The sequence below is a fragment of the Lysobacter sp. N42 genome, from assembly GCF_004344885.1.
The window spans coordinates 369,904-390,843 of sequence record NZ_SKFB01000001.1 but is presented as its reverse complement, the minus strand read 5'-3'; the positions used below and the strand labels follow the sequence as shown (position 1 = coordinate 390,843).

Annotated in this window: 20 protein-coding genes, 5 tRNA genes and 1 pseudogene; 16 read left to right on the top strand and 10 right to left on the bottom strand. The window is 44.8% G+C overall.

Annotated elements, in window-relative coordinates:
- Positions 1-2 precede the first annotated feature (2 nt).
- The gene (gene hemA / locus EYQ95_RS02015; protein WP_111914397.1) at positions 3-1,262 is read right to left on the bottom strand and encodes a glutamyl-tRNA reductase; all 1,260 of its coding nucleotides are present in this window, start codon (positions 1,260-1,262) and stop codon (positions 3-5) included.
- An 87-nt stretch (positions 1,263-1,349) separates the two neighbouring features.
- On the opposite strand from hemA, the gene lolB reads away from it, so the two are divergent.
- The 4 genes from lolB to EYQ95_RS01995 all read left to right on the top strand — a co-directional run bounded on the left by lolB (position 1,350) and on the right by EYQ95_RS01995 (position 4,978).
- Complete coding sequence (lolB, locus tag EYQ95_RS02010; protein ID WP_111914399.1) at positions 1,350-2,054, top strand: lipoprotein insertase outer membrane protein LolB; 705 nt, start codon at positions 1,350-1,352, stop codon at positions 2,052-2,054.
- Entirely contained in the window at positions 2,047-2,919 is an 873-nt protein-coding gene (gene ispE, locus EYQ95_RS02005; RefSeq protein WP_111914401.1) for a 4-(cytidine 5'-diphospho)-2-C-methyl-D-erythritol kinase, read from the top strand. The genes lolB and ispE overlap by 8 nt, the downstream gene beginning before the upstream one ends.
- 57 nt (positions 2,920-2,976) lie before the next feature.
- The gene (locus tag EYQ95_RS02000; RefSeq protein ID WP_243699851.1) at positions 2,977-3,915 is read left to right on the top strand and encodes a ribose-phosphate pyrophosphokinase; all 939 of its coding nucleotides are present in this window, start codon (positions 2,977-2,979) and stop codon (positions 3,913-3,915) included.
- 139 nt (positions 3,916-4,054) lie between these two features.
- The gene (locus tag EYQ95_RS01995; RefSeq protein ID WP_111914404.1) at positions 4,055-4,978 is read left to right on the top strand and encodes a calcium/sodium antiporter; all 924 of its coding nucleotides are present in this window, start codon (positions 4,055-4,057) and stop codon (positions 4,976-4,978) included.
- 12 nt (positions 4,979-4,990) lie between these two features.
- On the opposite strand, the gene tmpT is transcribed toward EYQ95_RS01995, so the two are convergent.
- Genes tmpT through EYQ95_RS01975 form a run of 4 tightly spaced genes read right to left on the bottom strand, consistent with a single transcriptional unit; the run spans position 4,991 to position 7,435 of the window.
- Positions 4,991-5,623: a thiopurine S-methyltransferase gene (gene tmpT, locus EYQ95_RS01990; RefSeq protein WP_111914406.1), complete on the bottom strand. Its 633-nt coding sequence runs from the start codon at positions 5,621-5,623 to the stop codon at positions 4,991-4,993.
- A complete protein-coding gene (locus tag EYQ95_RS01985; protein WP_126266334.1) occupies positions 5,620-6,078 on the bottom strand; it encodes a hypothetical protein in 459 nt (152 codons plus the stop codon). The genes tmpT and EYQ95_RS01985 overlap by 4 nt, the downstream gene beginning before the upstream one ends.
- On the bottom strand, positions 6,062-6,886 hold the full coding sequence (locus EYQ95_RS01980) for a DUF817 domain-containing protein (protein ID WP_111914408.1): 825 nt from the start codon (positions 6,884-6,886) through the stop codon (positions 6,062-6,064). Before EYQ95_RS01980 ends, EYQ95_RS01985 begins: the two co-directional genes overlap by 17 nt.
- Before the next feature lie 27 nt (positions 6,887-6,913).
- Positions 6,914-7,435, bottom strand: coding sequence for a hypothetical protein (locus tag EYQ95_RS01975; RefSeq protein WP_111914410.1), 522 nt, complete (start codon positions 7,433-7,435; stop codon positions 6,914-6,916).
- A 268-nt stretch (positions 7,436-7,703) separates the two neighbouring features.
- On the opposite strand from EYQ95_RS01975, the gene EYQ95_RS01970 reads away from it, so the two are divergent.
- Genes EYQ95_RS01970 through ychF form a run of 3 tightly spaced genes read left to right on the top strand, consistent with a single transcriptional unit; the run spans position 7,704 to position 10,089 of the window.
- The gene (locus EYQ95_RS01970; protein ID WP_111914412.1) at positions 7,704-8,369 is read left to right on the top strand and encodes a 50S ribosomal protein L25/general stress protein Ctc; all 666 of its coding nucleotides are present in this window, start codon (positions 7,704-7,706) and stop codon (positions 8,367-8,369) included.
- Positions 8,370-8,383: 14 nt separating this feature from the next.
- Entirely contained in the window at positions 8,384-8,974 is a 591-nt protein-coding gene (gene pth / locus EYQ95_RS01965) for an aminoacyl-tRNA hydrolase (RefSeq protein WP_111914414.1), read from the top strand.
- Positions 8,975-8,997: 23 nt separating this feature from the next.
- Complete coding sequence (ychF, locus tag EYQ95_RS01960) at positions 8,998-10,089, top strand: redox-regulated ATPase YchF (protein WP_111914416.1); 1,092 nt, start codon at positions 8,998-9,000, stop codon at positions 10,087-10,089.
- Positions 10,090-10,151: 62 nt separating this feature from the next.
- Here the strand turns inward: ychF and EYQ95_RS01955 are convergent, their stop codons facing one another.
- Genes EYQ95_RS01955 through EYQ95_RS01940 form a run of 4 tightly spaced genes read right to left on the bottom strand, consistent with a single transcriptional unit; the run spans position 10,152 to position 14,453 of the window.
- Positions 10,152-10,568 carry a group 1 truncated hemoglobin gene (locus tag EYQ95_RS01955; protein WP_111914418.1) on the bottom strand — a complete coding sequence of 139 codons (417 nt, stop codon included), beginning with the start codon at positions 10,566-10,568 and terminating at the stop codon, positions 10,152-10,154.
- Positions 10,569-10,576: 8 nt separating this feature from the next.
- Positions 10,577-11,413, bottom strand: a complete 837-nt coding sequence (locus tag EYQ95_RS01950; protein ID WP_370451215.1) for a DUF3034 family protein — start codon at positions 11,411-11,413, stop codon at positions 10,577-10,579.
- A gap of 36 nt (positions 11,414-11,449) precedes the next feature.
- The gene (locus EYQ95_RS01945; protein ID WP_111914421.1) at positions 11,450-13,780 is read right to left on the bottom strand and encodes a bifunctional diguanylate cyclase/phosphodiesterase; all 2,331 of its coding nucleotides are present in this window, start codon (positions 13,778-13,780) and stop codon (positions 11,450-11,452) included.
- The gene (locus EYQ95_RS01940; protein WP_111914422.1) at positions 13,767-14,453 is read right to left on the bottom strand and encodes a methylamine utilization protein; all 687 of its coding nucleotides are present in this window, start codon (positions 14,451-14,453) and stop codon (positions 13,767-13,769) included. Before EYQ95_RS01940 ends, EYQ95_RS01945 begins: the two co-directional genes overlap by 14 nt.
- Before the next feature lie 122 nt (positions 14,454-14,575).
- Here EYQ95_RS01940 and EYQ95_RS01935 point away from each other — a divergent pair, with 122 nt between their 5' ends.
- The 7 genes from EYQ95_RS01935 to EYQ95_RS01905 all read left to right on the top strand — a co-directional run bounded on the left by EYQ95_RS01935 (position 14,576) and on the right by EYQ95_RS01905 (position 17,250).
- The gene (locus tag EYQ95_RS01935) at positions 14,576-15,955 is read left to right on the top strand and encodes an aspartate ammonia-lyase (RefSeq protein ID WP_111914424.1); all 1,380 of its coding nucleotides are present in this window, start codon (positions 14,576-14,578) and stop codon (positions 15,953-15,955) included.
- A 7-nt stretch (positions 15,956-15,962) separates the two neighbouring features.
- Positions 15,963-16,634, top strand: coding sequence for an SDR family oxidoreductase (locus EYQ95_RS01930; RefSeq protein ID WP_111914426.1), 672 nt, complete (start codon positions 15,963-15,965; stop codon positions 16,632-16,634).
- Between the two features lie 142 nt (positions 16,635-16,776).
- Positions 16,777-16,853: transfer RNA gene (locus tag EYQ95_RS01925), tRNA-Met, on the top strand.
- A gap of 12 nt (positions 16,854-16,865) precedes the next feature.
- Positions 16,866-16,950 (top strand) — tRNA-Leu (locus EYQ95_RS01920).
- Positions 16,951-16,964: 14 nt separating this feature from the next.
- Positions 16,965-17,039: transfer RNA gene (locus tag EYQ95_RS01915), tRNA-Gln, on the top strand.
- A 26-nt stretch (positions 17,040-17,065) separates the two neighbouring features.
- Positions 17,066-17,140: transfer RNA gene (locus EYQ95_RS01910), tRNA-Gln, on the top strand.
- Between the two features lie 25 nt (positions 17,141-17,165).
- Positions 17,166-17,250, top strand: a tRNA-Leu gene (locus tag EYQ95_RS01905).
- A 9-nt stretch (positions 17,251-17,259) separates the two neighbouring features.
- On the opposite strand, the gene EYQ95_RS01900 is transcribed toward EYQ95_RS01905, so the two are convergent.
- Entirely contained in the window at positions 17,260-18,465 is a 1,206-nt protein-coding gene (locus EYQ95_RS01900) for an FAD-dependent monooxygenase (protein ID WP_111914428.1), read from the bottom strand.
- Positions 18,466-18,588: 123 nt separating this feature from the next.
- On the opposite strand from EYQ95_RS01900, the gene EYQ95_RS01895 reads away from it, so the two are divergent.
- Both EYQ95_RS01895 and miaB read left to right on the top strand, forming a co-directional pair.
- Positions 18,589-19,467 (top strand): DMT family transporter, encoded by an 879-nt coding sequence (locus tag EYQ95_RS01895; RefSeq protein WP_111914430.1) that lies wholly within the window; start codon positions 18,589-18,591, stop codon positions 19,465-19,467.
- A 102-nt stretch (positions 19,468-19,569) separates the two neighbouring features.
- Positions 19,570-20,895 (top strand): annotated as a pseudogene (gene miaB, locus EYQ95_RS01890) (tRNA (N6-isopentenyl adenosine(37)-C2)-methylthiotransferase MiaB); the annotation flags it as partial.
- Positions 20,896-20,940 lie beyond the last annotated feature (45 nt).

Sequence of the window (20,940 nt, the reverse complement as noted above, 5' to 3'; positions counted from 1 at the left end):
TATTATTCTTCTGCCTCTTGATGAATCAATTGTTGATATGCTGCTAACGCATTTAAATCATTCTTTTTCGCAGCATTCTGTATAGCGGTTGTTGGCTTATGTGCCAAAGTGTTTGCGAGTTTAGTCGCCAGCTCATGAATAACTTCTTCAGGTGGCTTACCTGCAGCAATGGCATTTAACGCCTTTTCTTTTTGAATTTGAGCAATTCGTTCCACATTGACTCTGTATTCACGCAATAATGAAACTGCATTCAAGCTGCGCATCCATTCTTCAAATTCACTAACATGGCGAGCGATGATTTCACTCGCCTCTTTTGCAGCTTGCTGTCTTTGTTCTTTGTTCTGCGAAACAATTTTTTGTAAATCATCAACGGTGTATAAGTATACGTCGTTTAACTCGCCTACTTCTTCCTCGATATCACGAGGTACAGCCAAGTCAATAAACAACATAGGCTTGTGTTTACGCTGCTTTATTGCAGTTTCCACCCAACCCTTACCAATAACCGGAACAGGACTCGCTGTAGAGCTAATAACAATGTCAGCCTGTGGCAAAAGATGCTGTAACTGGTCGAGCGACCATGCTTTACCACCTACCACTGAAGTTAACTCTTCAGCTCGCTCTTGCGTGCGGTTCGCTACATTTAGCTTTCGTACACCTTGGTCTTTTAAGTGACGAGCCGCTAGCTCTGCTGTGTCACCCGCACCCACAATTAATACTTCAGCTTTTTCTAGCGAGTCGAAAATATGCTTCGCCAAATTCACCGCTGAATAGGCAACAGAAACCGCGTTTTGACCTATTTGAGTTTCTGTACGCACAGACTTCGCAGCCGAGAATGTGTTTTGAAACAAGCGGTCGAATACACTACCGATAGCACCAGCATTTCTTGCTGCTTGGTATGCTTCTTTCACTTGTCCAAGAATTTGCGGCTCTCCCAGAACTAGTGAATCTAGCCCTGATGCCACCTTCATAAGATGCTGAATAGCAAGTTCGTCTTGGTGTTGATAAACATATTCACCAAGCTCTTCTTTCGACACTTGGTGGTACATGGCCAACCATTCAATCACTTGCTCTAAATTGTCTTGTTCTGCGCAAAAGTAGAGTTCCGTGCGGTTACAAGTCGACAAAATCACAGACTCTGTTGCCAGCCCTTGTTGCAGCATAGACTGCAAAGCAGACTCTAGCTGCTTTGGCTGAAATGCAACACGTTCCCGTATGTCTACGGTCGCTGTTGTGTGATTAATACCCACTGCAAGGATGGTCATGAAGTCTTAATTAAACCCGCAAAACGTCTGGCATGAACTTAGCGCGCTATTGTAAGCTAAGGGTCACATGATTAAAAGCCAAGTTGCATGGCGTTTCTACTTGAATATAAGGTGAATGTTATTAACTTTTTCCGTTCTCTATCACTGGTTTTAGCAACTCTTATTGTCGTAGGTTGTGCATCCCAAAGCCCAAATCAAACGGGTTATGAAGACGTTTCCAACGCCGCAATTGAGTACCATCAACAACAAGTTCAGCTCATTCGTAATTGGCAAGTGCAAGGACGAATAGCTTTTTTCGATGACGTTAATCAGGATCGCTCTGCAGCAAACCTAACATGGCAAAGTACATTAGTTACCCCCACTAGCTCCGTATTTCGTTTGTACCACCCGTTACAAGGGACATTAGCGCGGTTAACTGTTCAGCAAGACATGTCTACGTTAGAGCTCGAAGACGAAAGTTATACCGCTGAAAATGTAGATTACCTTCTGTCTTACTATTTGAACCTGCCGTTACCCTACACTTTGGTACAAAACGCAATGACCAGCCTTATTCCAAACTCAAGTGATATACAGGCTGTTAAATACTATGAAGACGGTACACCTTGGTCTTACACCTATAGAAATAGTGATGTCTATCAAGAGTGGTTTGTTGAGTTTAACCACTACCGTGCATATCCATTATTAGTCGACAACGAAGAACAATGGGTGCAACTGCCCACCAGCATTGAGTTAACAGGTGCAGGGACACGCATTAAACTGCAGATACAAAGGTGGGACATTACTAGTGAATAAGGAAATTACCTTACCCGCACCTGCCAAGCTGAATCTGTTTCTGCATATTACGGGCAGGCGCCAAGACGGATATCATGAGCTTGAAACCTTGTTTCAGTTTGTAGATTTAGCCGACCAAATAACTTTTCGCGCTCGTGACGACGGCGAGTTTCGATTGTCTCCACAAATTGAAGGTGTGAGCACAGAAGAGAATCTCATTATAAAAGCGGCTAGAGCTTTGCGAGGTATCGCCGGCGACACATCTTTGGGTGCAGACATAAACCTTACGAAAAACCTACCCATGGGCGGTGGCTTAGGCGGCGGATCTTCCGACGCAGCAACAACGCTTATTGCGCTGAATGCACTTTGGCATCTCAACCTTTCTTACCAAGAACTTGCAGATATAGGGGTGAAGCTAGGAGCTGATGTGCCTATTTTTATCCACGGCGAAGCATCTTTAGCACGGGGCGTAGGTGAGGAACTGGAAGCTGCAAGTCCCAGTGAATGCTGGTATGTCATTGTTCATCCGCAAGTACATGTAAGTACCGCGGCAGTTTTCACTCATCCAGAACTGCCTCGTTCTACAAAGCCAATTCACCATACAGACCAAGTAATTACAGGGTTAAACTGGCAGCAACTTGGTAATGATTGTCAGCAACTTGTCTTTAATCTTTATCCTAGTGTTGCGGCTGCGCACCAGTGGTTGCTACAATACGCGGCGTCTAAAATGACGGGAACCGGTGCTTGCTTATTTGCTCCATTTTCATCAGAAAACGAAGCAAAACGAGCTCTGGCAAGTCTTCCAAAGGATTATCGGGGTTGGGTTGCAAAAGGCATGAATCGCTCAACAGCGCATCTTGCCCTGGCGAAACAACTGGAAGATTAAATTCCGACATTTTCCGCATCCACAAAAACAATTTGGTCGAGGTTTACCGTGCCTGACATGAAGCTCTTCGCTGGCAATGCAATACCCGAGCTGGCCCGCAAGATTGCTGATCGACTCTACATCAAATTAGGCGATGCCGATGTAGGTCGCTTTAGTGACGGCGAAATCAGTGTTCAAATCAACGAAAATGTCCGCGGTTCGGACGTATTCATCATCCAATCTACTTGTGCTCCAACCAATGACAACCTCATGGAACTTATCGTTATGGTTGACGCGTTACGCCGTGCTTCTGCTGGGCGTATTACCGCGGTATTACCCTACTTTGGTTATGCACGTCAGGATCGTCGCGTACGCTCAGCTCGTGTTCCTATCACAGCTAAAGTTGTTGCCGACTTCCTTTCAAGTGTAGGTGTTGACCGTGTTTTAACTGTCGACTTACACGCAGAGCAAATTCAAGGATTCTTTGACGTACCGGTAGACAACGTTTTTGGTAGCCCAGTACTTCTTGAACACATGAAGCAACAAACGTTCCACGACGCGGTAATGGTGTCGCCTGACATCGGCGGTGTTGTTCGTGCGCGTGCAATGGCAAAACTTATGAACGACGCAGACTTGGCGATTATCGATAAACGTCGTCCAAAAGCGAACGAGTCACAAGTTATGCATATCATTGGTGACGTGAATGGTCGCGACTGCGTTATGGTTGACGACATGATCGACACCGGTGGAACACTTGCGCAAGCTGCGAAAGCTCTGAAGAAGAATGGTGCGCGTAAAGTTTACGCTTATGCTACTCACCCAGTGTTTTCAGGCAACGCTGTAGAGAATATTAAAAACTCAGAAATCGACGAGTTAATTGTTACAGACAGTATTCCGCTTTCAGAAGAAATGAAAGCTACAGGAATGGTTACTCAGCTTACGCTTAGCGGAATGCTCTCAGAAGCTCTTCGCAGAGTAAGCAATGAAGAGTCTATTTCTGCAATGTTTGAATATTGATTCTTACATTTTTAAGTATTAAAAAACGGGAGCTTTTGCTCCCGTTTTTCTTTTCTCTCAAATATCATTTTTTAGCCTATTGATAGAATCCCTGTGAAAGCGCTAGCATTGTCTACTCAGCGTGGAAAGGAGAACCGTAGTGGACATTTTACTGATTGCGATGGGAATAGCACTCCTGTTTACGGGAGGCGAGGCCCTGATAAAAGGAGCCTTAGCCACCGCACAACGTTTCAATGTTTCCCCGCTGTTAACCGGCCTTGTTATTGTAGGATTCGGAACATCAGCACCTGAGCTTGCCGTTTCTTTGGATGCAACAATCAATGGCCAACCCGACATTGCCGTAGGTAATGTTATTGGTAGTAATATTGGCAATATTTTGCTGATTCTTGGGATATGTGCGGTTATCAGCCCTCTCTCTGTGAAGCCTCTTGTATTAAAAAGAGACGGAACGGCAGTCCTACTTTCAACATTGCTTTTTATTTTGATTGGGGGCGCCCTGTTCTCAAGATTGGCAGGTGCTCTATTTATAGTCTTACTCGCTGCATTTCTGATTTATGCTTATCAAACAGAATCAGAGGAACCAAAGTCAGAAGAACCGAAAAATATCAGGAGTATAGGTTGGACTATAAGTGTCAGCATCGTAGGTTTGGTGCTACTGATACTGGGTTCCCAGTCCTTGTTGAAAGGCGCAGTTAATATTGCTGAGCACTTTCAAGTGTCTGAAGCCGTAATCGGTTTAACTCTAGTTGCTATTGGCACGTCATTACCTGAGCTATCCATCAGTGTAATAGCGGCACTCCGCAGGCACACCGATGTTGCGATTGGCAACGTTCTTGGTAGTAATATATTTAATCTACTCGGTATTCTTGGCATCTCTGCCGTCGTAAAGCCTCTGTCTATAAACGAAAGAATCCTGCAGTTTGACCAATGGGTATTATTAGCAACAACAGCAGTGCTTATGGTTTTTCTCTATACGGGTAGGAAGCTATCACGAGCGGAAGCAAGCCTACTTCTGCTCGCCTATGTAACCTACGTGACCCTGAGTTTTTCAAAGTATGGATAACGCTGAGCTGGATTACCTAAGCAGCCAAACTACGGTTTGAGCATCAACACTGCCTCTTAAACCACCTTCAAGCGGCTCTCTTTGCAAAAGCTTGCTACTGTAATGTTCGCGGTACAGTTTCGAGATTCTGTCTGAACCCACAGAAAAAGGTGGTCCTTCCATTTTTTGTTGGTCATACTCAAACGTGATCAACAGCTGAGGTGCTTTCTGAGTTAAGTTGACTAAGTGTCCTGCATAACGTGTTCTCATGTCTTCTGGCAATGCCACTAATGCTGCCCTATCATAAATCGCATCAACTCGGCCAATATCCGCAACACTCAAATCGAAAATATCACCAACCCAGACATCAATATTTTGAGCACGATACCACAACCCACTTTTCGATGGTTCGATTGCTGGATTTAGTCCTAAGTTCTCGAACAGCTCTTTAATGGCTTGCTCACTCAGTTCTGCTCCTATTACGCTGTAACCTTGCTTTAATAACCATCCAATATCATGGGTTTTGCCACAAAGGGGCACAAGCAGCCGTCCGCCTCGAGTTATAGCTAATGTGTCGAAGTATTGAATGAGATATGGATTAACTTCGTTTAAGTGAAAACCAATTTCACGATTTTTCCAACGGTTGTGCCAAAATTCTGCTTTCATAATTTCTCTCGTTGTTCCGACAATACTCGAAAGATTTGTTTGCGTTGCTCCGCCGAAAACGTGTAATAACTCAACTCAATAGTTTTACCTTCTTTAGCCATAATCTTTATTCTTTTTGGCCAAAAAAGTGATATTTCAAATCCGTTATAATTGTCCCAATCTACAGCGGTTACCATGTCATAGTAGGTGTACCTAATCTGAACATCATCAACATCTAATCCATACTCTAGTACTGCAACATTTCCACGATTGTAAAACATCATCCAAAGCGGTACACCTACAAGCCAAATTCCAGTCAACACTGCAATCATGGTAATTAGGCTGTCATCTACTTTTCCGTTCAGAATAACGCTCAGTACAAGCAGAGGAATTAACCCCAAAAGCACTTGCCATACCATACGGTAAATACGGTCGATGATGTTTTGCTTCCTTGATTGTCTAAGCTGCAGGTTCACTATTATCCCCAATAGCTTTGGCACCCAGTACTCGGCGAATTTGAATCTGATTTATCAACGACACCAGTACAAAACTTAACAGCATTAACAAGTACCAAGAGCTCAATTTAGAAAACGACACCATTTCCCACTGCTCTGTCTGATTCGGATAAATCCAGATATTCGTAAATGTAGCAATGTTCTCGGCTATCCAAATAAACAAAGCAACCAGAAACCAGCCTAACAGAAGTGGCATATTGCGGTGAGTTTTAATAATTTTGAAGTAAATATGCGTGCGATAAAACAAGAACACAGTAAAGGCCAACAAGAGCCAACGTAAGTCCCAAATGTAGTGATGGGTGAAGAAGTTCATATAGATTAAAGCAACCAGCACGATAGTTGCGGCTTTATTCGGGTAGTGGGAATACTCAAACTCGAAAATACGCCAAACTCGGGCTATGTAACTTCCCACAGCGCTGTACATAAAACCCGTAAATAAAGGCACATTAGCAATGCCAAAGATGAACTCTTCCGGGTACACCCAAGAGCCTATGCTGTCTGATGTTTTGAACAACTCCATTACCGTAGCGACAATATGAAATACGATAATGACCAAGGCTTCGCGCGGCGTTTCAAGTCTAAAAATAAGAAGAAACAACTGAAACGCGATTGCAGCGAGAAAAATGAAGTCGTAGCGGTGTAGGCTTTCAATCGGATACCAATAATTAGTAACGATCATGACACCCAGTAGAAAGCCACCGAAGATACAGGCATTCGCTTGTTTTAAGCCAAAAAGCCAGAATTCGTGAATGATTGTTTTTATGTTCATAATATTATTGCTTGAACTCGTTGATCGTTACTGCTCAAAACCATGCTCAATAGTAGCGTCACATTGCGAGACAGGTCTATTCTCATTCGTTCTATCAACAAGCCAACACTCATCATAAATAGAGCAATAGCAAAGCTCTATAGACAAAGTGGCGTCGACCTCGGCTATACCGCTAGAGGCTAACTCACCAGAATATTCAATAGCTTTAATAGTTTGCCCAGAAGACATTGTTGTCGTGCTGATATGAGATTGCCTAACATTGGAAGAGAAGGCATCTAAATCCGACCATCTCTCTATGTATTGTGTGTCAGCTTTTACGATCGCGTATTTAATTATTGCAGGGCCGGTGCCTCGGTTTGAAACGCTATAACTAAATGAGTGCGCACTGAAGCTTCTGAAAATCTCCAATTTAGGCCAGACAGCGGCTCGCGCATATTGGCGGTCAATAGCTGCGGAGTAGATGGAAATAATAGCAGTAAGAAAACCGATGAAGAGTGCCGAAAGCGCTATTAGCATTTCAGGATTTTTATACCATTTTGATTTTGTCACGAATAAAGTCCTTTAAAATTATTGCCTTAAGATTCTGTCCATGAACATACGCCTTGCAGCAGGCTCACTATTCCCGAACGGTTCATACTTTGCAAATCCAAACTTACTATACAATAAACGACCAGGCTCAATTAGAAAATAAATATAAGGTTATAGGTCGTTGCGCGGCCAGTGCCATAGTGCTAAAATGCGCCGCCCCTGAAAAAGGGCTTCCTGTTGATTTCTGGTCGCGGAAATCAACATCATTTTCTTTTGGAGAAGTATTATTATGAGTTCACCAACTTATGAATTTAACGCTGAACTCCGTAGCGATATGGGTAAAGGTGCGAGCCGCCGCCTACGTCGCGAGGGTAAAGTTCCAGCGATTTTATACGGCGGAAACAAAGACGCTGTATCTATCACTCTTGATCACGACAAAGTGAACAACGCTGCAGACCACGAAGGTTTCTACAGCCACATCTTAACTTTGACTATCGACGGCAAGAAGCACCAAGCTATCTTGAAAGACATTCAACGTCACCCGTACAAGCCAAAGCTTACTCACCTAGACTTCCAACGCGTAAGTGCGAAAGAAGAGCTTCACACAAATATCCCACTTCATTTCTTGAATGAAGAAAGCGTGAAGAAAGCTGGTGGTGTTGTGGTTCACAACTTGAACGACGTTGAAATCAGCTGTTTACCAAAAGATCTTCCAGAGTATCTAGAAATTGATCTAGACGGCATGGAAATCGGTGACAACGTACACTTGACTGATCTTAAACTTCCTAAAGGTGTAACTCTTCTAGAGCTTACCCGTGGTGAAGATCACGACCAAGTAGTCGTAACTATTGCTGCACCTAAAGTTGAAGCAGAAACTGACGAAGACGCAGATGAGTCTTCAGAAGCTTCTGACGCAGCAAGCGACTCAAGCGCTGACGAAGACAAATCTGAGTAAGCGAGTCGTTTAGGATGTCCAACGACATTCGACTCATCGTGGGCTTGGGTAATCCAGGCCCCGAATATGACAAAACCCGGCACAATGCCGGGTTTTGGTTCATAGAGTCCTTAGCAAATTACTTTTCTGTTAGTTTAACAGCCGACAGTAAATATAAAGGGCTGGTAGCGCGCCTACCCTCCCCGTACCCTGACGTTCGCCTCTTAATGCCACAAACATTTATGAATCGCAGCGGACAGTCTGTGGGTCCTTTAGCGCAATTTTATAAATTAGAGCCTCATCAAATATTGGTCGTTCACGACGAACTCGACCTTCCTCCTGGCGTTGCTAAATTGAAGCAAGGTGGTGGACATGGTGGCCATAATGGTTTGCGCGACATCATTTCGGTTCTAGGTAACCAAAAAGATTTTCATCGTTTACGCATCGGTATAGGTCATCCAGGTCACAAAGACAAAGTGACTGGCTACGTACTAGGCAAGCCACCTGAAGCGGAACGAAATATTATAGATGCAATTATTGATGACGCAGTGCGTGTAGTACCTGACTTATTGCAGGGCCGCTTGTTAGAAGCAAAACAATCACTGCACTCGTCACGACATGAATAAGTATTACTGAGAAGGAAAGTGTTATGGGATTTAAATGTGGCATCGTAGGTTTGCCGAATGTAGGTAAATCAACTTTATTCAACGCATTAACACAAGCAGGTATTGATGCGGCAAACTTTCCTTTCTGTACGATCGAGCCGAACACCGGCGTAGTAGCGGTTCCAGATACCCGCCTAGACAAGCTTTCAGCTATTGTTAATCCACAAAAGGTAATTCCTACAACGATGGAATTTGTGGACATTGCTGGTTTGGTAAAAGGCGCTTCAAAAGGCGAAGGTCTCGGCAACCAGTTCCTCGCTAATATTCGCGAAACAGATGCTATTGGTCACGTTGTACGCTGTTTCGAAGACGAGAATATCGTTCACGTCGCTGGAAAAGTAGATCCGCAAGAAGACATCGACACCATTAACACTGAACTTGCGTTAGCCGACTTAGACTCTGTTGAAAAGGCGCTTCACCGTTTAGGTAAAAAAGCAAAAGGTGGAGACAAGCAAGCGAAAGCAGAAATTGCTGTATTAGAGAAACTACTACCAGCTCTTTCTGAAGGTAATATGGCGCGCTCGGTTGAGTTGTCAGACGACGATCGTAAAACAATTCGCTCATATAACCTACTGACCCTTAAGCCAACCATGTATATTTGCAACGTCAGCGAAGATGGTTTTGAAAATAATCCTTACTTGGCAAAAGTAGAAGAAATTGCTGCTAGCGAAAACGCCATTGTAGTACCAGTTTGTGCTGCAATTGAGTCTGAAATTGCAGAGCTTGAAGACGAAGAGAAAGTAGAGTTCTTGGAAACCATGAACCTTGAAGAGCCAGGCCTAAACCGAGTGATTCGCGCAGGTTACGAGCTACTTGATCTACACACATACTTCACTGCTGGACAAAAGGAAGTTCGCGCGTGGACTGTGAAGAAAAACTCAACTGCCCCACAAGCTGCAGGACGTATTCACACAGACTTCGAAAAAGGTTTTATTCGTGCTGAGATCGTAGGTTACGACGACTACATCAGCAACAACGGTGAGCAAGGCGCTAAAGACGCAGGAAAATGGCGCTTGGAAGGTAAAGAATATATTGTTAAAGACGGCGATGTGATTCACTTCCGCTTTAACGTTTAAGCAAAGCGCTTCACCTAATAAAAAAGCCACCTCAGGGTGGCTTTTTTATTGCTTATACCGTTTTATTCAACGATTTCATGGTGCATAGGAGCCAGTAAAGCTAGCAATTGGTTTTGTGTGCCGGTTGGCACATCTAAGTCGTCCATAGCCAACTGCAGGTTCTCCACTAGCGCATTAAAGTCTGAGCGAGTTACCCCCATTCCACTGTGCGAAGTTTCCATGTCTTCACCAGAGTAGGTACAAGGACCACCACTGAGGTCGCAAATCTGTTCGGTAAGCATTTCATGCACACGCGACAAATCACTACCTTCAAAATGATGCCTAATACGGCGGTCGTCAGCGATATTAAAAAGCATTTGCTCCACTAACGCAGAAATACCCTGTTGCTCACCTAACTGTTGATATAAAGACTCGGCTTTAGCGGCAGGTGCACTTAAAGCCAACACAAAAACGAAAATAAAACCGTTCAAATATTTCATGAAACCTCCTAGAAACTTCCTTGAAGGCTAAGATACAGCCCATCTTGTCCGCTCAAACCAGCAATTTCGCCTAAATCTACATAAGCCCCGGTAAGTGCCAAAGATTTCGAAGGAAACCATGCTACAAATACCGATGTCCAGTCGCTTTCAGAAGCAAAACTTAAGTTGTCTGGCTTTTGTCGATACTCAGCACCCACAACTAATGACCTATGAAGAAACACGCCAGCAGAAACTTCTGCAACCCATTGATGGTCGTCTTCTAAATCACCGCCAAATCCCAACAAGCCAATTTCATTAGCTCTTGTTGCACGTACCGCTGCATTGGCTAGCCATGTGCGATTAAACGGGCCGTTAAGCCACGCTCTGCTCGCAGCAACATAAACGTCGTAGTCTGAATCTCTTTGCGAACCAACAGCTGTAGGTAAAGCGGCTCGCGTGTTCTCTTTATATTGAACTCCTACCGAAACTTGAGGGTAGTTGCCATATATAACGTCACCCAAAACACGGTATTTCGCTCCATAAATGGTTTGCTCGAGTTCCCCACCAATTACCTCCGGCAAATCAAACGTTTGCTGTGCCACGGAAAGCTCTATTCTATTACTGTAATTCACGCTAGCTGCGGTTAGGTCAAGCCTAAAGTCGCTAACATTGGCTTGGCTCATTGCAGCGGTACCGCCCCACTCTCCTTCTTCGGCGTAACTACTGAGTAAAGCCCAAGGCGTTAAGCCGCCACCTGCTGCGCCCTCAATTGAGGTTACGCCACCAGTTGCTAATAGCTTACCGCCACTGGCGTGTGCACTTGCTATGCCTGTTGCAAATAAACAAACGCCTAGTGCGCCTAACATGCTCTTTTTCATACTTATCCTCTGTATCCTAAGCGCTTACTTTGGTGCTATCTGATCATAGTCAAACGCTTCTAACCAACTCGTAAAATCTTCACCTTTCATTGGCTTAGCAATATAATAGCCTTGCAAAATATCACAATTAAACTTACCCAACTGCGCCCAACCAGACTGTTCTTCTACACCCTCTGCTACTACACGCATATTCAGTCGATGAGCTAAATCGATAGTCGACTGAACTATGGTTTGATCGTCTTGATTGGTGTCGATCTCCATAACAAAGGCTCGGTCAACTTTAAGCTCATCGGCAGGTAAACTTCTCATCTGGGAAAGTGACGAATACCCTGTACCGTAATCATCAATAGCCACCCCCATTCCCGCTTGTTTTAATGCATTCAGCCTTTGGATCGACCGTTCAGGGTCAACCATAACTAAGCTTTCAGTAACCTCAAAGGTGAAGTTTTCAGCTTTAAGCTTGTATTGGTTAACGCAACTCATAATGTGTTCGATCAGTCCTTCGTCGATTAAATCGGCTGCAGAAAGGTTAATTGATATATTCAAATGGTGGCCTTTCTCTGCCCACTGCGCAACTTGCCGAGCTGCCTCGTGAATAACCCAATAGGAAATGCGAGTGATGTCACCACTCTGTTCTGCTAGCGGAATAAACTCAACAGGGCTGACAAAACCTAATTCAGGATGAATCCACCGAATTAAAGCTTCTACGCCATGAATTTTCTTGGACTGAATGTCCAGTTGAGGCTGATAAGCGAGTGACAGCTGGCCACTTTCGGTAATGTCTCTAAGGGCAGCTGCTACTTGTAACTTACGCATGTGAGGTTCGTCATCACCAAGTTCAAACACCCCAATAGACGACTTATTCTCCCGAGCGCGCAGGCGTGCAAATTGAGCTCTACGAAGCAATATATCAATGTCTTCCCCACCTTGTGGGTATTGCACAATTCCAGCTGAAACCTGCAGGTTGTATGTTACTTGCTCGAGGTCGTAGGGTTGGTTAAAGAAGGCCAACATGTCTCGAATTTGTTCTACCCCTTGGTAATTTTCTTCAGGAATTAGAACTACGAATTCATCACCGTGTAAGTGCGATGGCCACATCAAATCTTCGCACTGGTTCTTCAGCCGCTCTGCCAAGCGCACTAATAACTGGTCGCAAATCGTCTGGCCAAACATATCGTTTAACCGGCTGAAGTTATCTAAATTAAGTACGGCAATTACGAATCCATTATTTTTCTGGATATTTTCATCTATTTTTTCGTTCAAGAAACGTCGGTTCGGCAAGTCGGTAAGTAAATCATGAAATGATTGGTGAGAGATTCGCGCTTCACGTTCCGAAATCGCTGACTGCATTTTATTAAAGCTATTGGCTAATTGACCTATTTCATCTTGTTTTGAAACTTCTACACGCTGGTCATAGCGCCCCCCAGCGATACGCTTAGCAACATTCGCCAACATTCGGACCGGCTCTACCACCTGATTACCGATCAGCATGGCAAGTAGCGTAGATAACGTAAGCGTAACCAAAGCAATAGCTATAAGATTAGAACGAAGTGCAGAAAACGGTGCGGCTGCTTCTTTAACCGAAGCAGATATAAGCACACTTAAGTCTTTCTTTTGAATACCCTCTAAAGTTTGCGAACCTTCCAGGGTAATCCAGTTACCGCGCAATTCATTTTCTGAGAGGAAATTATGAACTTGTGATTCTGTTGCCACAGCCGCACTAAACCCTGATTCCATAAGCTGTGAAGAAGAAGAAACAACAATAGGTTCTCTTTCCTCGAAGCGAGCAACAAAGGTAATTTGAGTATTGGTAAGCTGGTACAACTGTGTCGCCAATGAGTCATCAACGACAAAGCCAAGCACGACATAACCAATTAAATGAGGCGCTCGAACAGGCACAACCACGAGTTGGTATATCTCCCCTTCAGCCACGATCAGCCCAAAGTCGGTTTCTCGGTCTGTAGTACTCATAGTCATAAGTGTTTCAGGGGCTGCAATCTCATGAGTTGAGACCACAATTTCTCCGGAAGGAGAGATTAAGGTAATCAGATCCGCAGCAACACGCTGACCGTGATTGACCAGTACAGATAGAATCGTATTTTCGTCACCTGTGGCGACGGCTTGGCGAAAACCGAAGTCGTCTGCAAGAACAGTAGCTGACTGGTTTAACTGACTTTCTCTAATTTCCAAAAGCTGGGTAAACACACGCTCGGCAACACCAAGTTCACGATCGATGTTACGGTTTACCGTTGAATTGGTGGTCAATACAATCGCAACGATGACTACAGAGAGCGAAGCAACAACTAAACCACTTATAAAAAGTAAGAGCTTCGCTCGAAAACTAATAGCCGCCACCCGTGCCTCTCCTACGGAATCTGTTCTCTAGCTCAGAGCCTCTGTCTCTTCGAGGCCGTGTCACTGGAATCATATATTCACTCTGTCCATCGGTTTGTGACCATGATGACAAGTCTACCGCTATAGGTTCAAGTCCTTGGTCAGACATCCAAGGGTGGAACACATACCAATCACCTAACCCGGTCCATTCATCATTAAATGTTAGTGTCCCGTTTTCATCACTTGTAGCGGTTAAGTCTGAGCCAGAAACTACTATATGTCCGCGCATTTGGTCGTGGATGTTACACCCCACCACAACAATACCTTGTGTTGGGAACTCCATATCTTCTGCAGTACCTGCACGATATAGCTCTAATTCAAATGTTTTTGCACTTGAGAAAGAATAAACGTGATGTCTTACATTATCGCTGTTTGGAAAATTTACAAAGTCGCCATTACGAATCACGATTTGTTGGGGAGCGAACTGGCGATTAACCTGGTCCATAATATGAACCTGGGGTTCGCGCGACGCACTGTCTGATTCACTTTGGAACTGAACTAAAACAGCGCCCTGCAAAGGCTCGCCTCGCTCGTCCTTAATCAAGACTTCTCCGGCCTGAGCGGTAGCAGCAATTAGCAAGCAAACAGCACTAAATGCAGTAAAAGCCAGAGTATATTGTTGTCGAAATAGCATACTTTCCCCCTTTTCCTACCTATAGTTGCGCTGAATAGAACAAATAGCAAACGTAATTTACGTTGAAAATTGTAAGAACTGTCACCACCATAGTAAGAGTGAACCCTTAATGGAGAGTACAAATGCGTGAGTTTAGAACGGAAAAAGACAGCATGGGCGAAGTAGAGGTTCCTTCAGACGCTCTATATGGCGCGCAAACTCAGCGCGCGCTGAACAATCACAACATAAGTGAGTTGCAACTTCCCTTTGCTTTCATTCGAGCTGTTGCCTTAATTAAGTATTGTGCTGCTGAAGCCAACAGTAAGCTGGGTGTACTCGACAGTGAGAAAGCCGACGCCATTATGCAAGCTGCGCTTGAAGTATTCGAGGGTCGTTGGCAATCGCAATTTCCGGTAGATGTTTTCCAAACGGGTTCTGGCACCAGTACAAACATGAACGTTAATGAAGTGCTTGCCACACTTGCCAGTAGAGCCTCAGGCTTAACCATTCACCCCAATGACGACGTAAATATGGGGCAAAGTAGTAACGATGTCATACCTACTGCAATTCAACTAAGTGCATCCCGCAGAATTACACGAAAGCTACTACCCGCGCTAAGTCATTTAAGAGAGATCATTGAAAAACGAGCTTCAGAAAATGAGACCTTGGTTAAAACGGGGCGAACACACTTAATGGACGCCATGCCGATGACAGTCGCTCAAGAGTTACGCGCATGGGCAGCCCAAATAGAGTCTGCAGAGCAGCGCTTCGAACAAATGCTTCCCCAATTACGAGCTCTTCCACAAGGTGGTACTGCAATTGGCACAGGCATTAACGCGCACCCTCAATTTCGGGAAGAGTTTTGTAGATCACTATCAGAATTTACTGAATGCCCTTACACACCGACGCATAATCCATTTAGCCAAATTGCCGGACAAGACATTGCGGTCGCAACAGCCGGCATCACCAGTTCTTTAGCTACAGCACTTATGAAAATAAGTAACGATCTGCGTTGGATGAATAGCGGCCCTCTTTCTGGTTTAGGAGAAGCATCTTTAAAGGCGTTGCAGCCAGGCTCGAGCATTATGCCAGGGAAAGTTAACCCTGTAATTCCAGAGAGCGTTGCAATGGCGTGTGCTCAGGTTTTTGGCAATCAAACTACGATAAACGTCGCCGGTCAATCAGGTTCGTTTCAATTGAACGTAATGCTGCCTGTGATTGCATATAACTTATTGCAAAGCATCGAATTAATGACGAACAGCGCTATTAGCCTAGCCGACCAATGTATTGCTAGCTTAACGTTCAACGAGAAACAACTTGATAAAACCGTAGCGAAGAACCCAATATTGGTAACCGCATTGAATTCTAGAGTGGGCTATAACAAAGCAGCAGAAATAGCCAAAGAAGCATACAAAACAGGTGAGCCTATAATCGATGTTGCGGCGCGCCAAACAGATATTTCTAAAGCAGAGTTAGAGTCTCTTCTTGATCCTAAAAATTTAACCCAACCACAACAGGAGTAAACTGGTTTTGAATATTCTCATTACAGGCACAAACCGTGGCATTGGATTTTCACTTACGCGCCAACTTAGCGAAAAGGGTCACACGCTTTGGGCCGTTTGCCGGCAGCCGTCTGAACAGTTGCAGTCTCTTGCAAGCAATGCCAACGTCAATATTATTTCTGGCGTAGACGTAACAGCAGACAACGCCGCAACGTTAATTCACGAAGCGCTAGGCACAACGCAGTTGGACGTACTGATTCAAAACGCTGGCATTTTAACCCGCGAGTCGATTGAAAATGCAGCTCCTGAAGCTATTACTCAGCAGTTTAAAGTGAATGCACTCGCCCCACTAACCCTGACCATCGCCCTTAAAAAGCATTTAACTAAAGGCTCCAAAGTGGCGCTTATTACCAGCCGTATGGGCTCAATGACCGACAATGGTAGTGGTAACTACTACGGCTACCGCATGTCGAAAGCAGCATTGAATGCTGCTGGCGTTTCATTAGCGAGAGATTTACATGGTGAAGGTATTGCTGTTGCGCTTCTACACCCAGGATTCGTACAAACCGACATGGTGAACCATGCCGGCGACATAAGTGCGGACACAGCTGCTGAACGGCTTATTCAACGTATCGAAGAGTTAAACATCGATAACACCGGAACGTTTTGGCATAGCAATGGCGAAGTTCTACCATTCTAATTGCACGACTTTTGTGCAATCCTGTGTTTTTTTGACCAATTAGTAAAAGAAACACGGTTTTTTTGTGAAAAAGTATTGACGGTAGCGGCGTGGATTCGCATAATACGCGCCGCGCTGAGGTGCACAGAAACAAAACATTGATGGCTACGTAGCTCAGTTGGTTAGAGCACATCACTCATAATGATGGGGTCGCAGGTTCGAATCCCGCCGTAGCCACCAAAACAAAACGATGCGGACGTGGTGGAATTGGTAGACACGCTGGATTTAGGTTCCAGTGCCTCACGGCGTGAGAGTTCAAGTCTCTCCGTCCGCACCAAGTTTCTGAGCTGTTGGGGTATAGCCAAGCGGCAAGGCAGCGGGTTTTGATCCCGCCATTCCCAGGTTCGAATCCTGGTACCCCAGCCACTCTTCTTCCTCTCGCTATGGTCTGATGGGGTATAGCCAAGCGGCAAGGCAGCGGGTTTTGATCCCGCCATTCCCAGGTTCGAATCCTGGTACCCCAGCCAAACCTAAAAGAACTACCTTTGAATTGCGGACGTGGTGGAATTGGTAGACACGCTGGATTTAGGTTCCAGTGCCTCACGGCGTGAGAGTTCAAGTCTCTCCGTCCGCACCATTCAAGACATTAACCTTTCGTTGATACTTTCCAAGCTCGGCTAGCATATGCAGACAACGCGTATTGCATTCCCGGCAGTCTACCTAAAATATTCAAACCGAAAGCTCGCACTCGCTTAAGTGCTTTATTTTCAGAACGCATTCCCCAGCCGACCCATTCGAGGCTGTGCGCCATGAATTCATTGTCGAGCCTACGCTGCTTTTCATATCGAGCTTGAGCTTGCTGACTAAAGCCAAATTTGTCGACTTGCTGTAAAAAGCATTCAACGTCTCTGAAACCTAGGTTCACACCCTGCCCTGCAAGTGGATGTATGGTATGTGCGGCATCTCCGAACAAAGCTATAAAAGGTGTTTTTAACTCTGAGTTTTGCGTAACCGGCGCAATGCCGTACCGATTAGCACTCTGCCTTTGCAAAGGAAAGTGTCCGTAACTTTCGACGCTAAAAGGTCCAATACTTTCGAAGCGACTGTTCAAATGCTCAGCCAATTGATCTTTCGAGCTCGACCAATTCGAAATTGTTTCTTTATTCGCATACACGATTAAACAAGCGTGATTCGGGTCCAAAGGGAGCAGCGCATGAATTTCATCCGCGCTAAATTTCTCCCAAGTCCGCTTCGCCACCGGCTTTTCAGTTTTCACATTAACCAACAAACAAGCGTCTTTGTATTGCTTTCCCGATACACCAATACCACTTTGCTCACGAACTTTTGAATTTGCACCATCGCAGCCTAGCAAATGTTCAAATTCAACCTCATAATGCGACTCATCCCCACCTTCCGGTGAAGCCTTTGTTTCAGCCTTAACCACCCTATTATTGAAGTCGATAGACTGTAAACCTGCCTCGAGTAATTGAATATTGGGATATTGTTGAAGTTGTTGGAAAACTGCATATTGCAATACAGAATTCTCAATCATATAGCCCAGCGGATGATTACCTTCCTCCGAGTCTCCAAACTCTAACCAGTTTTCCGAACTATCGGTTACCGCGAGTTGAAAGAAAGGATTTGCACGACACTTTGCAATCTCAGGCCAAACACCAAGACTTTGCAGTAACTCAATGTTGTCTGCCGTTACCGCAGAAATTCGAAGGTCGTAGTCGCTGGCAGCGCTCCAGGCTCTGGTAAAGTTAGGGTCGAGCACAGTTACGTCGTACCCTTTCTTCGCTAGCCCAATCGCTAAAGCGCCTCCAACCATACCGGCACCAACAACTAACACGGATGTTTGTATTCTCGATTGCAAAGCTTTATTCCTTGTCTTGTAAGCGTTTTATTATGCCGCAATTCACCCTATATGATAAGCTACATGGCTCGAATTACTTGCTAACGAGCCAGAAGTTTTATGCCTATCAAGTCACCTCTTTTCATTGCGTCTGCCCTCGTTCTGTTGGCAGAAATGTGTTTTGCAGGTGTGAGTGCATTGGTTAAGCATACATCGCAATTGCTGCCCTACGAGCACTTGGTATTTTTTAGAAATTTGTTTGCGCTTATTATCTTATTACCTTGGATTCTGAAAAAGCGTGGCGACGCTTTTAAAACTCAACAACCAGGCTTGCATATTTTACGCGCTTGCTTAGGCATAGCCGCGATGTACCTTTTCTTTTGGGTTATCGCAACCATTCCATTGGCGCAAGCAACGCTAGTTCTTCTTATGGCGCCTTTTATCATTCCAGTAATTAGCCACTTTTGGTTAAAAGAGTCGATTACACTGCAAGTCATTATGGCAATTGCAATCGGTTTTTCCGGGGCGATTATATTTCTCTCTCCGTGGCAGCAAGCAATTCATCCTATGGTGTTCGTTGCACTTATCGCAGCCTGTTTCGCCGCGTTTACGAAAACAGTCATTCGAAAGCTTTCGGTGACCGAGTCTTCCAGTAAAATAGTCTTTTATTTCTCGTTTTTAGCCACGCTCTTATCAGCTTTACCCATGATGCTACGTTGGCAACCCGTTCCTGTTGAAGCTTGGCCCGGAATCGTGGGTATCGGAGTGCTCGCTGTGGCGGGCCAACTCGCAATGACCAAAGGGTTTGGTTTGGCGTCACCGTCAAAAGTTGGTGTATTCACCTATAGCTCGGTTATCTTTGCTGCTTTATTGGGATACTGGGTTTGGGGTGAAGCAATTACCCATGAAATGATTTTGGGTACAGTGCTTATATTTATCGCGGGTTACTTCGCGCTGAAGCGCCAAAAACGCACCGTTTTAGAAGACCCAACGCCTTAATATTCAGCCAATCACCGAATCCACGTTACAACGGTAGCATCTGCATTAAGATCGGAGTAAAATACACGCCCTTTTTTAATGAAGTAAAGCGAAGTTGAGAGTATGTCTAAGAAGGTTTACATAAAGACGTGGGGCTGCCAAATGAACGAGTACGACTCGGGCAAAATGGCTGACCTATTACACGCTCAAATGGGATATGAAAGCACTTCCGAAGCCGAAGACGCTGATCTTATTCTGTTAAATACTTGCTCAATTCGCGAGAAGGCTCAAGAAAAAGTATTTCACCAGCTAGGTCGCTGGAAAAACCTTAAAAAAGATAACCCAAATCTAGTGATTGGTGTTGGTGGCTGTGTCGCGTCACAAGAAGGCGAGGCAATTCGTACCCGCGCTCCTTTTGTCGACCTTGTGTTTGGCCCACAAACACTGCACCGTTTACCCGCAATGATTGCAGATTTGGAAAGCGGTAAAGGCTCAGTTGTAGACGTTTCATTCCCTGAAATCGAAAAATTCGATCGGTTACCGGAACCTGTTGCTGAAGGCCCAAGCGCATTCGTTTCCATTATGGAAGGCTGCAGCAAGTATTGTACATTTTGTGTCGTGCCTTATACGCGTGGTGAAGAAGTTAGCCGTCCTGTCGATGACGTTCTTTACGAAGTTGCACAGCTTGCAGAGCAAGGCGTTCGAGAAGTTAATCTACTCGGCCAAAACGTGAACGCATTTCGTGGTAATCATTTCGATGGAGAGATTTGCTCGTTCGCAGAGCTATTGGAACTGATTGCTGCTATAGACGGAATTGACCGCATACGTTACACCACTTCACACCCAGTAGAATTTACAGACGACATTATTGCCGCATATGAAACTATTCCTGAGCTGGTAAGTCATTTGCACCTCCCGGTACAAAGCGGATCAGACCGTGTTTTAGCGCTTATGAAGCGTGGCCATACAGCTTTGGAATATAAGTCGCAAATTCGCAAATTGAAAAAGGCACGACCAGGCATAGCGCTATCGTCTGACTTCATCATCGGCTTCCCTGGTGAAACCGACGACGACTTCCAAAAAACAATGGACCTTATTCAAGCTGTAGACTTTGATATTAGCTTTAGCTTTATTTACAGCGCACGCCCAGGAACGCCTGCGGCAGACTTGCCAGACGACGTCTCTGAAGAAACCAAAAAGCAACGTTTACAGCTTTTACAACAACGCATTAATCAACAAGCTCAACGTCACGCGCGACAAATGCTGCACACAGAGCAACGCATTTTAGTGACGGGTCCATCGAAGAAAAACCCGATGGAGCTAGCAGGTCGAACTGAGAACAACCGAGTGGTTAACTTCGAAGGTCGTCCGGATATGATTGGTAAGTTTGTTGACGTAAAAATTACCGAAGCATTACCTAACTCTTTACGCGGAGACCTTATTCGTGAAGAAGCAGATATGGGACTTCGTGTAGACGTTGCGCCACAGAGTATT